Annotated in this window: 10 protein-coding genes and 1 pseudogene; 6 read left to right on the top strand and 5 right to left on the bottom strand. The window is 71.1% G+C overall.

The features are described from left to right. Positions 1-20: 20 nt before the first annotated feature. The 3 genes and pseudogenes from OG252_RS44485 to OG252_RS44475 form a co-directional block, all read left to right on the top strand. Positions 21-602, top strand: a pseudogene (locus OG252_RS44485) (TetR/AcrR family transcriptional regulator); the annotation flags it as partial. A 458-nt stretch (positions 603-1,060) separates the two neighbouring features. Further along, positions 1,061-1,363, top strand: a complete 303-nt coding sequence (locus OG252_RS44480; protein WP_329343397.1) for an SDR family NAD(P)-dependent oxidoreductase — start codon at positions 1,061-1,063, stop codon at positions 1,361-1,363. 100 nt (positions 1,364-1,463) lie between these two features. Continuing rightward, positions 1,464-1,682, top strand: coding sequence for a hypothetical protein (locus tag OG252_RS44475; protein WP_329343395.1), 219 nt, complete (start codon positions 1,464-1,466; stop codon positions 1,680-1,682). Positions 1,683-2,327: 645 nt separating this feature from the next. On the opposite strand, the gene OG252_RS44470 is transcribed toward OG252_RS44475, so the two are convergent. Then, positions 2,328-3,104: an NPP1 family protein gene (locus OG252_RS44470; protein ID WP_329343393.1), complete on the bottom strand. Its 777-nt coding sequence runs from the start codon at positions 3,102-3,104 to the stop codon at positions 2,328-2,330. A 266-nt stretch (positions 3,105-3,370) separates the two neighbouring features. Between OG252_RS44470 and OG252_RS44465 the strand changes: the two genes are divergently transcribed. Further along, the gene (locus tag OG252_RS44465; protein WP_329343390.1) at positions 3,371-7,147 is read left to right on the top strand and encodes an nSTAND1 domain-containing NTPase; all 3,777 of its coding nucleotides are present in this window, start codon (positions 3,371-3,373) and stop codon (positions 7,145-7,147) included. 595 nt (positions 7,148-7,742) lie between these two features. Then, entirely contained in the window at positions 7,743-9,128 is a 1,386-nt protein-coding gene (locus tag OG252_RS44460; protein ID WP_329343388.1) for an MFS transporter, read from the top strand. A gap of 101 nt (positions 9,129-9,229) precedes the next feature. Here the strand turns inward: OG252_RS44460 and OG252_RS44455 are convergent, their stop codons facing one another. The 4 genes from OG252_RS44455 to lnt all read right to left on the bottom strand — a co-directional run bounded on the left by OG252_RS44455 (position 9,230) and on the right by lnt (position 14,278). Next, on the bottom strand, positions 9,230-11,176 hold the full coding sequence (locus OG252_RS44455; protein WP_329343387.1) for a helix-turn-helix domain-containing protein: 1,947 nt from the start codon (positions 11,174-11,176) through the stop codon (positions 9,230-9,232). A 76-nt stretch (positions 11,177-11,252) separates the two neighbouring features. Next, complete coding sequence (locus OG252_RS44450) at positions 11,253-12,062, bottom strand: 3-hydroxybutyrate dehydrogenase (protein WP_329343385.1); 810 nt, start codon at positions 12,060-12,062, stop codon at positions 11,253-11,255. Between the two features lie 54 nt (positions 12,063-12,116). Further along, the gene (locus OG252_RS44445) at positions 12,117-12,596 is read right to left on the bottom strand and encodes an NUDIX hydrolase (RefSeq protein WP_329343383.1); all 480 of its coding nucleotides are present in this window, start codon (positions 12,594-12,596) and stop codon (positions 12,117-12,119) included. Between the two features lie 68 nt (positions 12,597-12,664). Beyond that, positions 12,665-14,278, bottom strand: a complete 1,614-nt coding sequence (gene lnt, locus OG252_RS44440) for an apolipoprotein N-acyltransferase (protein WP_266444938.1) — start codon at positions 14,276-14,278, stop codon at positions 12,665-12,667. A 301-nt stretch (positions 14,279-14,579) separates the two neighbouring features. Here lnt and OG252_RS44435 point away from each other — a divergent pair, with 301 nt between their 5' ends. Continuing rightward, entirely contained in the window at positions 14,580-15,590 is a 1,011-nt protein-coding gene (locus OG252_RS44435; RefSeq protein WP_266444935.1) for an O-antigen ligase family protein, read from the top strand. The last annotated feature ends 28 nt before the right edge of the window (positions 15,591-15,618 follow it).

Genomic DNA, 15,618 nt, shown 5'->3' with positions numbered 1-15,618 from the left:
CGGAGTGAAGAGGTGACGGCATGGCTGAAGCCGCAGCGTCGCGCCGTCGTCGGATCACCCCCGAGCGCACGGCCGAGCTATACGAGGCCGTCCTCGACCTGCTCCGCGAAGTCGGCTATGGCTCGCTGACCATGGACTCTGTTGCCGTGCGCACCCGGACCAGCAAGGCGACGCTCTACCGCCATTGGGGCGGCAAGCCTGAACTGGTCGTCGCGGCGGTGCGTCACAACTCGCCGGGCAGCAGCATCGGTGTCGACACCGGATCGCTGTGCGGCGACTTGCACGCCTTACTACTGCGCGACGACGAGCACACCATGGAACAAACTTCCTCGCTCATGCGCAGTCTCACTACGGCGATGCACCAGAACCCGGAGCTCAGGCGCGCGTTCGTGGAAGGGCTCCTCGAACCGAAGATGGGAGAGTTCCGCCGGGTACTGCAGCGCGCTGTCGACCGAGGCCAGGCGCGCGCGGACAACCCCGCACTGGACCACGTGGGTCCCATGCTGATCGGCGCGTTCATCACCCCCGGCCTGATCGACGGCCGACCGCCGACTCGGGCCTTCCTCCGTGCGTACCTCGACGCCGTGGTCCTTCCAGTCCTCCACGACAGTGCCCATTCCTCCAAGTCCCCAGCAATAGCTCAATCACCCGACACAACACAGCCGCCCGACCGGTCGCCCTGCCTTGAACAACTCACGACCGACCGCAAGTAGGTTGTGGCGTTCAAAAACGCCCCTCGCGGCACGCAAAGCAGGGTCCCAGCCACGGAGCTGAACGACTCCACCGAGGACTTCCTGGATCAGACGGAGGAGACCCCGCCACTCCGAGCTGATCGTCGAGGTCGGAAGTGAAGCATTCCGAACAACGCCCGAGCGGGGTAGATCATCAGCATCGCCGCCGCCGCACTCATCCTCGTCATCACCCTGGGCTCGCTGTTCGAGGCCGCACCACCACTGCTGCCCCACCCCCTCTGGGGCGTCAGCCCGGCAGGCAGCGCGGCTCTCAGCGACACACTCGAGTTCAGCCACGCCGAGGGCCTGCTCCGATCAGGCGATGACGAATGCATGAAACTCACCGGTCCGCCGCCCTGGTCACCGGCGGCGCCAGCGGTCTCGGCCACGCCACTGTCACCACGCTGCTGCACGCCGGCGCCCATGTGGTCATCGCCGACCTGCCGGCCTCACCAGGGGCCGCCGTCGCGAAGGAGTTCGTGGACATCGACCCCCGTGTCCGCTTCGTCCCCTGCGACGTTACCGTGCAGGCCGCGGTGGACGCGGCGAGCGAACCGGGCCCACTGCGCACCGCGGTCAGCTGCGCGGGCGTCGCGACGCCGGGCCGCATGCTCTCCGCACCGGACCACTGACCCTGGACGCCCTCGCACGGGTGGGCGGTGTCAACCTTGTCGGCATCTTCAACGTGTTCCGGCTCGCCGCCCAGCGCATCGCCGAGTCCGAGCCAGTGGAGTGCGAGCGCGGTGTCCTCGTCGCACCTCTTCGGTCGCCGCCTACGACGGCCAGATCGGCCAGGCCGCCTACGCCGCGACCAAGGGCGGGGTGGCCGCCCTCACCTCCCCGCCGCCCGAGAACTCGCCCAGCACCCATCCGCGTGGTCTCATCGCCCCCGGCCTGTTCGACACCCCGCATCGCGTAGCGGCACCGCCGCGCGGACGGTCAGAACCGTGACGGCAATCGCAGTCTCAGGCGGCCGCAGTGCCGTCCCGGAGTCGGCGAAGTGACCTACTGCCCCCGCATGTTGATCCGAATCCTCACGGCCTTTGCGTCTCCACGACTGTACGAATGGCCTGGCGGATTCACGCGTCCAACGTCCCGTCTTGTGCAAGGCCGGAGAAGTGTCACGCAGAGCGCGGGTGATCGCACAGAATGAGCTGAATACCCGTTTCGTGGAGTGTGTGTCGGCCACCAGCCTGGACATCCAACGGCCACCCACCTGGGCATCTCAATGACCGTTGGCACTCACCTATGCTCCGGCGCTGGTTGTACGCCCACGGGACCGACAACTACGCACGCAGGTGCTTGCCCAGGAACGCCGCGGTGCGCTCGCGGAGTCGGCTCTATCTCGATATGCGACGGGCACCTGGTCGCTCGGGAACGGCGCCAGTCCGTCCAGCCGCTCGGCGAGGAAGCGCCGCCGCCACTGGCGGACACCCCTCGTTTCAGTTCAGCAGAGCCTGCGGGGTGGCGCAGGCATGAACCTTCCCGTTCCCGGCATTTCAGGGAACCGAAAGCGGCCGCCGACGCGAGGGGGGAGCGTGCATCGGCGGCCGCGGCATGCGGGGCTCAGGCGCGTGGGTCAGAACCCGTCGTGCGTCAGAACGCGGGGACCGCGGAGGGCCGGGCCTTGTTGATGTTGCTCTTGAGGTTGCCGGTCAGCGGGAAGTTGGCCTTGCCCCACTTGGAGTTCCACAGGGCGTTGCGCGGTGCGTCGGCCATTCTCTCCATAGTGACCAGGGACGGGCGATCCCAGATCCCGCTCGGCCAGGCCTCAGGGGTCTCCCCCCACTTGGCGAACCGAAAGGCGTGGGTGCTCGCGCCGTCCTTGTGGTAGACGATCTTGACGCGGTTGCCGTCCATCGGCACCTCGTTGATCGGGTGCGTGCTGTAGCCGCCGTGCCGGGAGGCGGAGACGTAGCGGGGCCTCTCCTCGCCCCTCTTCTGGAACACGACGACGGACTCCCAGTCGTGGCGGTGCCCGAAGGCATCGGTGCCGGCCAGGGTCTGATCCTTCTCGAAGTAGAGCGCGTAGACGTACGCGCACCAGTCGTTCGTGCACATGGACTGTGAGTAGGTGTTGGCCTTGCCGAGGTGGTTGGTCCGGCAGCCGCCGGTGATCGACCCACTGTTGTTGAGGCCGCCGTTAAGCTTTCCGCTCGCGTCGACGGCCGCCGCGGGCAGGCAGCCGTTGCCGTCGTAGTCGAAGTTCGGCATGTACTTGGCCTGGAAGGTACTCGCGTTCCACGGCAGCGGGTTCAGGATGGCGGCGTGGGCGCTGCCTGTCAGGCCGACGGTCAGGGCGGTGACGCTGCCGGCGACGAGGGCGATCCTGCCGAGGCGGGACTTCGTTTTGCTCTTCACTGCCTGGGACATGGGGGTGTCCTCCGGTTGCTCGGTGCACGAGGGGCGCCGCGCCGAGAGCCGGCGCGGCGGGACCGAATCTGACAACCGAAGGGTTGTTAGGCACGCCCTTTCGTCAGGACAAACAACTTCGCGTCGAGCGGTGTGTTGTCCGGGGTCACGTTCACATGGGCATCGTCAACTTCACAGGTTGCGTTGGTTCACGGCGATCGTGGAGAAAACGTACGTTGAACGCCCCTGAACTTCGTTTTCATGTGGTTCGAAAGTAGGTGGGCCCCGTGGGGCGTCCCGAGCGGCTGCTGGATCCCGAGGCAGGACCCGTACAGCGCCTCGCCCACGAACTGCGCGAGCTGCGCAGGGCTGCGGGCAGTCCCTCGTACCGCGCCATGGTGAAGACGGCCGGCTTCTCCGTGACCACGCTGGCGCAGGCGGCTGGCGGGGAACGGTTGCCGTCGCTCGCCGTGCTCCAGGGATACGTCCGGGCCTGCGGGGCCGATCCCGGAGAGTGGGAGCCCCGGTGGAAGGAGGCTCAAGAGGAGGTCGCCGGGACGCCGGTCCGTGACCAGGGGGACGAGAGCCCGCCGTACCGGGGCCTGGCCCGCTTCGAGCCGGACGACCGCTCGATGTTCTTCGGCCGGGACCGGCTGGTGGAGGACTTGCACCGGCTGGTGTGCGAGCACCGGTTCGCGGTGGTGTTCGGCGCGTCCGGCAGCGGCAAGTCCTCGCTGCTGCGGGCTGGGCTGATCCCGCGCCTGCGAGAGGAGATCGCGAGCCAGGGGTGCCCTGCGGTGCTACGGGTGTTGACTCCAGGGGCGAGACCGGCTGAAACGTACGGGCATCTGCTCGCCCCGGCCGAGGGGGAACCGGACAGCTGGGTGGTCGTCGACCAGTTCGAAGAGGTCTTCACTCTCTGTCGGGACAAGGACGAGCGGACCCGCTTCCTCGATCTGCTGCTGGCGGCACGTGGTGCGGACTCACGGCTGCGCGTGCTGATCGCCGTCCGCGCCGACTTCTACGCCCGGTGCGCCGAACACCGCGAGCTGGCCGACGCACTGCGCGGTGCCGCCCTGCTGGTCGGCCCGATGACTGGGGACGAACTGCGGGCGGCGATCGTCCGACCGGCGCAGGCCGTCGGGCTCCTGGTGGAACGCGAGCTGACCGCGCGCATCGTGGACGAGGTCCTCGACCAGCCCGGCGGACTGCCGATGCTCTCGCACGCCCTACTGGAGACCTGGCGGCGCCGCAAGGGCCGAATTCTGACCCAGGCCGCGTACGAGGCCGCCGGCGGGGTGCGCGGTGCGATCGCGGCGAGCGCCGAAGAGGCATACGGGCAGTTGTCGCCGGCTCAGGCGCGCACTGCCCGGCAGTTGCTGATGCGGCTGGTCGAGCCGGGCCAGGGCACCCCCGACACCCGGCGCCCGCTGAGCCGGGGTGAACTGGAGGAGTGGGCGGACCCGTGGGTTCCGTTGGTAGTGGAGCAGCTGTCCGGTGCCCGGCTGCTCACCGCCGGGGAGGAGGCCCTCCATCTCGCCCACGAGGCCCTCATCACTTGCTGGCCCCGACTGCACGGCTGGATCGAGAAGGACCGCGAACGGCTGCGCCACCACCGGCGCCTGACCGAGGCCGCCCGGGTCTGGCAGGAGCACGACCACGATCCAGGCGCGCTGTACCGGGGCAGTCGGCTGGTGCGGGCGCGGGAGATGTTCCCGGACTACGCACTCGATCCGGCACTGACCGCGGCGGAACGGTCCTTCCTCGTCGCCGCCTTCGAGGCCCGCTCGGCGGAAGGGCGGGCGGCGAGCCGGTCCCGACGCCGGGCGCGGGCACTGGTGAGCGCTTTGTCGGCCGTCCTGGCCACGGCCCTGGCAGTCGGTTTCGAGGCGTTGCACCAGCACCAGGACAACCGGCAACAGCGCACGGAAAGTACCGCCCGCCGACTCGCCGCTGTCGCCGACGGCCTGCGCAGCACCGACCCCCGCGCCGCCCTCCTGCTCGGCGTCGCCGCCTGGCGCATCGCCCCGCTGCCGGAGACCCGCCGCGCCCTGCTCGGCTCTCTCGCCCAGCCAGAACCGGACGCATTCGCCGACCCCGCGCCCGGCGACCGTCCCCGACGCTTCCTCATCGACTCCGGCCGCGGGCTGCTCAGCGTCGTCGGCGGCACGTGGCGGACCTGGGACGTGGCCACGCATCGCCGTACGGGATCGGGACAGCTGCCGGAGGGCGAGGCCCTCGCGTCCGGCCCGGACGGCCGAGTGCTCGCCCTCGCCGCGAACGGCGACGACGACGACGACGGCGTGCGGCTCTGGGACACGTCTGCCGGACAGTGGGTCGGGGGGCGACCTGGGACCGAGGCCGGGGCTGAGGTGTACGACATCGGCATGGGTGCGAGCGGGCGTAGCTATGTGCGAGGCGGCGGCACGGACGAGAACGGGGTGCAGGTGCGGTCGGTTGCGGACGACCGGCTGCTGTTCCGGACACCGGAGGCGGACCGGGCGAACGTGGTGCCGAGCGCGGACGACGGGCTTGTGGCGGTCTGCCCGCACGGTAAGGCCCCGCAGATATGGGACACGGCCGGGCACCGCATGCTGCCCGGCGCGTGGGAGAGGGCCGACGGCCTCTGCGAGGAAGAGCACACGAAAGTGGTGTTCGGTGGGTCCGCAGGCTCGTTCGGGGTCGTCTCACCGACCGCGGTGCACGTCTGGGACGTCCGTTCGGGACGCCGACTCGCCGTGGTCGACGACCCCGGAGTGGAGTACGCCTCCTTCAGCAAGGACGGCACCTTCCTGGCGACCGCGGGCCCCGACGAGATCCGGGTCTGGCGGCTGTCCGACCCGACCAGCCCTGTACTGCGCCACCCCTTGAACAACCAGCACCTCTACGGCGGCCTCGCCTGGGACCCCGGCCCGCCCGTCCTGCGGTACCTCGAAGGCGGCACCGTCCACACCCTCGACCTCACCACGACGGTCACCGCGGCATGGCGGGACACCCCCCTGGACGGCGTCCTGCTCAGCCCCGACGGCAGTACCTTCGCCACCGCCGAACGACAGGCGGGCGGCGCGCGCTATGCCTTCGAACTGCGCGCCACCGACGACGGTCACCTCATCCGCTCCCTCCCCTCCCCGCCACCGCCCGTCTCCCGGGACCCCGCCCTGCCGGTCGTACCGCAGGACACCCTGCCCCTGATGGCGTTCAGCCCCGACAGTGAGGCATTCGTCTACGGCATCTCGGCGCCGGGCCGGGAGGCGGCGCCCCAGCGGATCACGGTCTGGGACCTGAATCGTGGACGTGCGCGCGCCGCACCGGACCTTGCGACGACGGAGTCCGGCGCGGCGGTCGTCTCCCTAGCCCTCGCCCCCGGCGGCCATACCCTCCTCACCACCCGCACACCGGCTGTCGGCGAGCTGAGCAATGAGGTGTGGGACACCGATAGCCAGCGCAGGAAGCGCACGTTCCGCGACTCCGAACTGGCCAGCGTCCACACGGAGGCCCGGGCCGACGGCCGGCTGGTCGTCGGCGACAACCGCATCGTCCGCGTCCCCTCCGGGAAGCTCACCGAACGGGACCTCGTCCAGGGCGAACAGATCAGTGCCCTCGCGTTCAGCCCCGACGGCCGGACCCTGGCAGCGGCCGACCCGACCGGCCGCGTGGCCCTGTGGGACGGGGATGTGCGCCACCGCGCGGGCGTCCTGCGGAACGTCTTCCCGGCGCCGCTGGGCAAAACGCCGGAGGCTGTCGGCGCCCTGGCCTTCAGCCCCGACGGCCACACCCTGGCGGTCGGCGGCGACGCGGGCACCATCCAGCTCTGGGACACAGAAACCCAGCAACCTCTCGGCGGCCCGTTGCCCACCCCCGGCGAGGGCATCGAGACCTTGGCCTTCTCCGCCGACAACGCCACGCTGTACGCCGGAGGCGTGCACACACCCCTCCAGCGGTACACCGTGGGCGCCGCCCAGGCGGTCACCCAGGTCTGCGCGCGGGCGAAGGGGACGAACCTGACGCGGGCGCAGTGGCGGGCTTATGTCCCAGGGGCGGAGTATCGGAGAGTGTGCGGCTGACACGCGCAACAGGGCCAGCGGCTTTCTACCGCCTGCCACGCCCTACGGGCTCGAAGGGAAGCAGCTCACGGTCACGGCACTACAGCTGTCGCCGGCTCCGGTAAGAGCGGGCTGGGTGTCGTGCCTGCAAACGCAAGCGCGCTGACGGTGATCGCTCGCGATCACCGAACATGCACAGGCAACCAATCCCTTCACCTCAGATCTGATCCTCGTGTTCCCAGGTCTCAGCTCCATGCAGAACCAGGCGACGGTTGCTGTCCGATCAGCCCCAGATGGCCGAGTTCAACGCAGCGTAGTCAGCACCAAGTCAGCACGGGAGAGGTGAAGACGGGTGACGACGTGCGTCTTTAGTCAGCACCGAACCAGCACGGGAGTCGGCACGCCGTCGTCAAATCATCCCGAATGGCGCAACTCAGACACTGCCCGATCGGCCGCCGATCAGGCCCTCGAAACGGCCCATGAACCACCGGCATGGGGGTGACACGCACACACCGGCCGCGAACTATGTAGTCCCACCACATGTGCCCGTGACCTGCGCGTTCCTACGGTGTTCGGACACCCACCCGTCCCCACCGCACACGAGGAAGTGGCGCACATGGCCTCCGGAACCACCGCTCCCCCACCCCCCGCCAGCCTCAAGCGCATCGTCGCCGCCAGCCTCATCGGCACCACCATCGAGTGGTACGACTTCTTCCTCTACGGTTCCGCCGCCGCCCTTGTCTTCAACAAGCTGTTCTTTCCCGGCTCCGATCCCCTCGTGGGCACGCTCCTCTCCTTCCTGACCTACGCCGTCGGATTCGCCGCACGTCCGCTGGGCGCGCTCGTGTTCGGGCACTACGGCGACCGGCTCGGGCGCAAGAAGCTGCTGGTGCTGAGCCTGTTGCTGATGGGCGGGGCGACCTTCGCGATCGGCCTGCTGCCCACCCACGCGACGATCGGAACGGCCGCTCCGGTGCTGCTGACCGTGCTGCGTCTGGTGCAGGGCTTCGCGCTGGGCGGCGAGTGGGGCGGGGCGGTGCTGCTGGTGTCCGAGCACGGGGACGCGCGCCGACGCGGCTTCTGGGCGTCGTGGCCACAGACCGGGGCGCCCGCGGGGCAGCTCCTCGCGACCGGGGTGCTGTCCCTGCTGACCGCCGTACTGTCGGACGCCGCGTTCGGCAGCTGGGGCTGGCGGATTCCGTTCCTGCTCTCCGGTGTGCTGGTCATCGTCGGTTTGTGGATTCGTCTGTCTGTCGATGAATCGCCGGTCTTCAAGCAGGCGTTGGCACAGGCCGAGGCCCGCAAGGCGGCACGCCCCGGTGACGTCGAGAAGCTGCCGCTCGTCGCCGTGCTGCGCCACCACTGGCGGGACGTCCTGGTGGCGATGGGCGCGCGCATGGCGGAGAACATCAGCTACTACGTGATCACCGCGTTCATCCTCGTCTACGCCACCACCTCGGCCGGCGTCTCCAAGCAGACCGCGCTCAACTCGGTACTCATCGCCTCGGCCGTGCACTTCGCCGTCATCCCGGGCTGGGGCGCGCTGTCGGACCGGATCGGCCGCCGTCCCGTGTATCTGCTGGGCGCGGTCGGCGTCGGGCTGTGGATGTTCCCGTTCTTCGCGCTCATCGACACCGGCGGCTTCGGCAACATGATCCTCGCGGTGACCGTGGGCCTGGTGCTGCACGGCGCGATGTACGCGCCCCAGGCCGCCTTCTTCTCCGAGATGTTCGCGACCCGGATGCGCTACTCCGGCGCCTCCATCGGCGCCCAGTTCGCCTCGGTCGCGGCAGGTGCCCCCGCACCGCTGATCGCCACGGCCCTGCTGTCCGACTACGGGAGTTCCACACCCATCGCGCTGTACGTCATCGGCGCGGCCGTCCTGACGGTCATCGCCGTGGGAGTGGCCAAGGAGACCCGCCACCGGGACCTGGCCGAGGTCGATCCCCCGGCCGACGCGGAGCCCGCATCGGCCCGGACCGCGGACGCCCGTACGGTCTGACCCCCTCCGGAACCGGCCCCCGTACGTCCGTGCGTACGGGGGTCAGTGGTGTGCGGGGGGGGGTGAGTGGTGTGCCGGGGGGTAAGTGGTGTGCGGGGGGGTCAGTGGTGTGCGGGTTCCGACAACAGGTGCAGCCGCAGGGCGAGTTGGATCTCCAGGGTACGCGCGGGGCTCTGCCAGTCGTCGCCGAGGAGACGGCCGACGCGTTCCAGGCGCTGGGCGACCGTGTTCACGTGGACGTGCAGCTCGTCCTTCGTGCGTGCCGGGCTCATCCCGCAGGCGAAGTACGCGTCGAGAGTGCGCACCAGGTCGGTGCCGCGCCGTTCGTCGTAGGCGACGACCTGGCCGATGGTGCGGTCGACGAAGCCGGCGATGTCCCGGTCGCCGGCGAGCAGCAGCCCCAGGAAGCCGAAGTCCTCCGCGGCGGCGCCGTCGCCGGAGCGGCCGAGCAGCCGCAGGGCGTCGAGGCAGCGCCGTCCCTCCGCGTAGGCGGCGGCCACGGCGTCCGGGTGGGCGGCGAGGTCCTCGACCGGGGCGGAGGCGCCGACCGTGACCGCCTCGTGCACGGCGGTGCCGAGGTGACGGGCGGTGCGGCGGGCCAGCTCCGTCGCGGTGTCCCCGGGTTCCAGGGGCAGCAGCAGAACGGTGCCGCCGTCGCGGGCGGCCGCCAGTCCGTGCCGGGTGGCGGCGAGGTGGGACGCCGCTGACCACAGGCGTCTGCGGGCGGCCGCTTCCTGGTCGGCGTCGGCCGCGGCGCCGACCAGGCGGGCGGCGAGTACGACGTGGCCGGCGTCGAGGTCGGCGTGCAGCCGGGACGCGCGCTCGCGCAGCAGGCGCGGGTCACGGTCGCGGGCGTCGAGCAGGTCGTCCAACAGCTCACCGCGCACGCGTTGTTCCGCTTCCGCGGCGGAGCGCCGGGCGAGCAGCAGCAGCGAGGTCACCATGGCGGCGCGCTCCAGGGTGCGCTGGTCGACGGGGTCGAGCCCCGGGTGTCCGCGCAGCACGAGCGCGCCGAGGAGTTCACCGCCGGCGGCGACGGCGGCGATCCAGTCGTCCGCGTGCCGCACCGCGTGTCCCTCGGCCCGTGACACCTCCAGGGCCTCGGCGGGTGCGGTGGCGGCCTCGGTGAACTCGACCGTGCCGTCGAGGACTTCGGAGACCGCGGCGGCCACGTCGTGGACCCCGCCGCCGCGCAGCACGAGTTCGGCGAGCCGGTCGTGGACGTCGGAGGCACGCTCGATGACGCCGCTTCGGTCCTGGATGATCTCGTTGGCCCGCTCCAGGTCGGCGAGGGCCGAGCGGGTCTCGGTGAGGAGGTTCGCGGTGTCGATGGCGGCCGCGGCCAGCGCGGCGAAGGAGCCGAGCAGCGCGATCTGCTCCCGTTCGAAGACCCGGGCTCGCCGGTCCGCCGCGAAGAGGACCCCGATGACGTGGTGCCCCAGCATCAGGGGCACGCCGAGGATGGCGACCAGGCCCTCGTCCCGTACGCCCGCGTCGATGGCGTGGGTGTGCTGGAAACGGTCGTCCTCGAAGTAGTCGTCGGTGACGTACGGCCGGGCCGTCTGCGCGACCAGGCCGCCGAGGCCCTCCCCCATCCCGAGCCGCAACTGCTGGAAGCGGGCCGCGACCGAGCCCTCGGTGACCCGCATGTAGGTGTCGCCCCGCACCGGGTCGTTCAGGCTGAGGTAGGCGACGTCGGTGCCGAGCAGCGACCGGGCGCGTTGCACGATCGCCTGCAGCACCGCGTCCAGGTCGCGCAGCCCGGCCAGGTCGTGGGCGGTCGCGAAGAGCGCGGACAGCTCGGCCTCTCGCCGACGCCGCCCCTCCAGCTCCGAGCGCACCCTCAGCGCGAGCAGCTTGGCCTGCTCCAGCGCGCGGATCCACTCGGCCGGCCGCCCCTCGGCACGGGCGTGCAGCACCGGCTGCTCATAGCTGTCGGCGGACGCGCCGCGGGCGAGCAGCTCGAGGAACGGCGCCTCGGCGTCGGATGCGGACGCTGCCGCGGCGGCGCCGGAACGCTCGGCGGACTGCACGTGATCGCGGGACATGCTCACAGGATTCACCATCACCCGACCGGCCCGTCAGCCCTGTGGAAAACTTCGCGGGCGGCCGACGCCACCCCCGTCAGTGCGCGGTCCAGCCGCCGTCGAGGACGAGCGAGGTGCCGGTCACGAAGGACGCCTGCGGGCCGCACAGGTAGGCCACGGCCTCCGCGACCTCCTCGGGCTCGATCAGCCGTTTGACGGCACTGTCCTGCAGCAGCACCTCGGCGAGCACGCGTTCTGCGGGGATGCCGTGCGCTCGGGACTGGTCGGCGAGCTGCTGCTCGACCAGTGGGGTGCGCACATAGGCGGGGTTCACACAGTTGGAGGTGACGCCATGGGGTGCGCCTTCGAGGGCGGCCGTCTTGGACAGCCCCTCCAGGCCGTGTTTGGCGGCCACATAGGCCGACTTGTAGGCCGAGGCGCGCAGACCGTGGACGGAGGACACGTTGACGATACGGCCCCACCCCTGCCCGTACATGTGCGGCAGCGCGCCTCGGATCAGCCGGAACGGCGCCTCCAGCATCACGGTGAGCACCGTGTGGAAGACGTCGGGCGGGAACTCCTCGATGGGCCGCACGAGTTGCAGCCCGGCGTTGTTGACGAGAACGTCGGTCCCCGCGGCCGCGAGTTCGGCGGCGTCCAGGTCGGTGAGGTCGAGGACATGCGGTTCGAGGGTGCCCGCCAGGCCCCGGGCCTGCTCGGCGAGTGTCTCGAGACCTGCCGCGTCCCGGTCGACCGCCCGCACCTTGGCGCCGGCGGCCGCGAGCCGCAGCGCACAGGCGCGGCCGATACCGCCGGCGGCACCGGTGACGAGGGCGGTGCGGCCGCCGAGGTCGAGCAGGGAGGCGGGAGCGCCGTGGGGGCCCGGGTGGGCACTGCTAGCGGTCATGTCCCGACCGTAGGCAGCAACCGGGCCCCGCCCCATGTGGTCACCACCCACACTTCACTCGGAACTCGTGGGGTCGAACCATGTGGGTGCGTCCGACAGTGCCTGTTTGATCCGCTGGTGTGCGAAGTCGCTCAGCTCCGGCAGGGCGTCCACCGCGAACCACCCCACTTCCAGCGACTCGTCGTCGTTCACCCGAGCCTCACCGCCGAGGGCCCGGCAGCGGAACGAGATGTCCATGTACTGGCAGATGTCGCCGTTCTCGTACGTGACGGGCTTCAGCGACTGGACGACGATCACCCGCTCCACCTCGCAGCGCACCCCCGTCTCCTCCTCGACCTCGCGCACCGCGCAGGCGGCGGGCTGCTCCCCCGGCTCCGGGATGCCGCCGATCAGTGCCCATTTGCGGGTGTCGGTACGACGGTTGAGCAGCACTCTGCCCTCGTCGTCGAAGACGACGGCGCTGACGCCGGGCAGCCACAGCAACTCGTGGCCGATGGAAGCCCGGAGCGTACGGATGAAGTCAGGAGTAGCCATGGCCCCGACCCTAACGGGCGGGTTCCGTTACTCCGGCGTTCTTGACCGGGCGTCCGACGGGCGTACGGCTACACGCCACCGGCGCGTCGCCCGCGCACTCCGGCACCGATCGCCCAGCCGAGTCCGCCGGCCGCGATCAGGACCAGGGCGATCTCGGGCAGGATCCCCAGCTGCGTGGCGGGGGTCTGCGAGGACCGCAGCGGCACCTTCTGGACCAGCGAGTCGGCGACGAACATGCCGGTCTTCTGCGTGATCCTCCCGTCCGGCATGATGATCGCGCTGACACCGCTGGTCACCGGAACGGTGACGGTCCGGCTGTGTTCGACGGCACGGACCCGGGACATGGCGAGCTGCTGGTAGGTCATCTCGCTGCGGTCGAAGGTCGCGTTGTTGCTGGGCACGGAGATCATCTGCGCGCCGTCGGTGACCTCGGAGCGCACGGCCCAGTCGAAGGCGGCCTCGTAGCAGGTGACCAGGCCGACCTTGGCGCCGTCCATGTCGAAGACGCCCGGCTTGCTGCCCCGGCTGAAGTCCTGGCTGACCATGGAGGTCCAGTTGTCGTTGATCGCGCCGATGAGCGAGCGCAGCGGGAGGTACTCGCCGAAGGGCTGGATCTGCCGCTTGTCGTAGGTGTCGACGGGGCCCTTGACCGGGTCCCACAGGATCTGCTCGTTGTACAGCTTGCCGTCCCGCTCGACGACACCGCCGACGGAGATCGGCACACCGATCGCCTTGACCGCCTCGTCGATGACTGCGCGCGCGTCGGCGTTGGCGAACGGATCGATGTCGGAGGAGTTCTCCGGCCACAGGACGAAGTCGGGCTTGGCGACCTTGCCCGCCTTGACCTCGGCGGCCAGCCGTTCGGTCTCACGCGCGTGGTAGTCGAGCACGGCCCGCCGCTGGGCGTTGAACTCCAGTCCGGCGCGGGGCACGTTGCCCTGGATGACCGCGACGGTCACGGTGCCGTCCTCGGCCTTGTCGCTCACCAGCGGCCGGGCGGCCACCGCGCCCACCACGGGTACGGCCACGCTCAGCAGGGCGACGGCCGCCGCCGACCGCCGGACCACGCGCGTGCGCCGCCCTTCGACGGCCAGGCGTACGACCTCGTAGAGGCCGAAGCCGCACAGGACGACGGCGAAGCCGAGCACCGGGGTGCCGCCCACCGCGGCGAGCGGCAGGAACACGCCGTCCGCCTGGCCGAACGCGACCTTGCCCCAGGGGAAGCCGTTGAAGGGCACACGCGCGCGTGCCGCCTCGCCGGCGATCCAGATCGCGGCCGCCCAGACCGGCGCGCCCGGGAGTTTGGAGACCGCGGCGACGCCCGCACCGACCAGCGCGACGAAGATCGCCTCGATCACGACCAGCGCGATCCAGGGCCCAGGGCCGACCTCCACGCCGGTCCACACCAGAAGCGGCAGCAGGAAGCCCAGGCCGAAGAGGTAGCCGAGACCGAGGCCCGCCTTCCAGCCACGGCCGCGCAGCACCCAGCCGAAGACGGCGAAGGCGGGCAGGGCCAGCCACCACAGGGTGCGCGGCGGGAAACTGACGTAGAGCAGCACTCCGGAGAGCGCGGCTGCGGCGGCCGGGGCGAGACGACGCAGGAGCCGCGCCCCGCGTGCTGCGGGCGCGGTCGGGGGCTGCACCTGGTCCGACTCGTCCACGGAAGTTGCGGTGACGGTCACCTGGGGAGTGTACGGCGGGTGACCTCGGCACCGACAGCACGGTCCGTCCGGTCACAGAGGATGCATTCCCGCACATCGGACGCATCGTTCCTGTGCAACTCGGTCCAACTCGTCCACAAACCGCTCATCAGCCGTTACGGTGTGCCGGAGTCTTTGTCGTACGGGCCGGTAACGCCCGTGACGGCCAGGACCGTCACAGGTCGGGGGGCGACCGGGTTCGGGGGGCGGGGTGGGTTCCACGGGGATGACGGCTGTGGCCGGTCCGGATGAGGACGGCGACAGACGAAACGTTTCTGACGCGATGGGGGTCGTGGTGCTGGGGGCCTGCGCCGTCTGGTCGCTGGTCACGGCGGCCGCGCACGACGGCCGTCCCGAGGGCGTCCTGCTCGCGGTCCTGGCCGTGGCGGCCGGTTACGCCGCGGGGCGGATCTGCGGATCGCTCCTGCCGGTCGCGGCGCCCTGCGCCGGGGCACTGGCCGGGCTCGGCCTCACAGTGGGCCGGCCGCACCTCTCCGCCGGTCCGGAGATCGTGGCGCCGCTGGGCCAGGAGGGCGCCACCGCCGCTCTGCTGACCCTGGCCGCCGGCGCCGCGTGCTGCGCCGCCTGGTCCGCCACAGCGCCCGCCCTCCGGCTCGCCCTGCGGGCCCTGGCCGCCGGGACCGCGGTGACCGCGGCCGCTCTCGGTTCGGTCGCCGGGTTCCTCGCCTGCACCGCGGTGCTGCTGTGCTCGCTCGCCGCGGGCCGGATGCGCCGCCGCGGCCTCGGCCTCGCGGGACTGGCCCTGTCCGCGGCTCTTGTGACGGGGCTGACCTGGGCGGTCGCCGGGAACGCGATGCCGGACGGGCTCGAGGTGTCCCTGGAGGGACAGCTGACCCAGCACCGGCTCGGGCTGTGGCACGACGCACTGCACATGGCACGCCAGGAGGCGGGGCTGGGCGTCGGCCCGGGACGGTTCGGGGAGCTCAGCACGACGGCGACCCAGACACTGCTGTCCGACGGCAAGCCCCACTCGGCGCCGCTCCAGCAGGCGGCCGAACAGGGAATCGTCGGCGTGGCCCTGCTGGCGACGGTCTTCTGCTGGGTGCTCTACGCGCTGTGGCGGACCCGGCGGCCGACACCGGTCGCGCTGACAGCGGGCGCGGCCCTGACGGCGTTGGCGGCGATCGCTTGTGTCGGCAACGCGCTGAGCTTCACCACGGTGTCGGCGGGAGCGGGGCTGCTGGCCGGACTGGCCACGGCACGCCCCTTCGCGCAGGAGCCGCCGGGGCACGAGAAGGACGTACGTCCACGTGGTGACCGGCTGACCTCGTGAGCCTCGGCGGCGTCAGCGGTCTGCTCGA

Origin of the sequence: Streptomyces sp. NBC_01352, from assembly GCF_036237295.1 — a bacterium.
Classification (GTDB): Bacteria; Actinomycetota; Actinomycetes; order Streptomycetales; family Streptomycetaceae; genus Streptomyces; species Streptomyces plumbiresistens.
This window is presented reverse-complemented; position numbering and strand designations above follow the sequence as displayed.

What these genes read in the sequence shown, in the direction of transcription:
- OG252_RS44480 (WP_329343397.1), top strand. Translation starts at nt 1,061, where the DNA reads ATGCATGAAACTCACCGGTCCGCCGCCCTGGTCACCGGCGGCGCCAGC.
- OG252_RS44470 (WP_329343393.1), bottom strand. Translation starts at nt 3,104, where the DNA reads ATGTCCCAGGCAGTGAAGAGCAAAACGAAGTCCCGCCTCGGCAGGATC.
- OG252_RS44460 (WP_329343388.1), top strand. Translation starts at nt 7,743, where the DNA reads ATGGCCTCCGGAACCACCGCTCCCCCACCCCCCGCCAGCCTCAAGCGC.
- OG252_RS44455 (WP_329343387.1), bottom strand. Translation starts at nt 11,176, where the DNA reads ATGTCCCGCGATCACGTGCAGTCCGCCGAGCGTTCCGGCGCCGCCGCG.
- OG252_RS44450 (WP_329343385.1), bottom strand. Translation starts at nt 12,062, where the DNA reads ATGACCGCTAGCAGTGCCCACCCGGGCCCCCACGGCGCTCCCGCCTCC.
- OG252_RS44445 (WP_329343383.1), bottom strand. Translation starts at nt 12,596, where the DNA reads ATGGCTACTCCTGACTTCATCCGTACGCTCCGGGCTTCCATCGGCCAC.
- OG252_RS44435 (WP_266444935.1), top strand. Translation starts at nt 14,580, where the DNA reads ATGGGGGTCGTGGTGCTGGGGGCCTGCGCCGTCTGGTCGCTGGTCACG.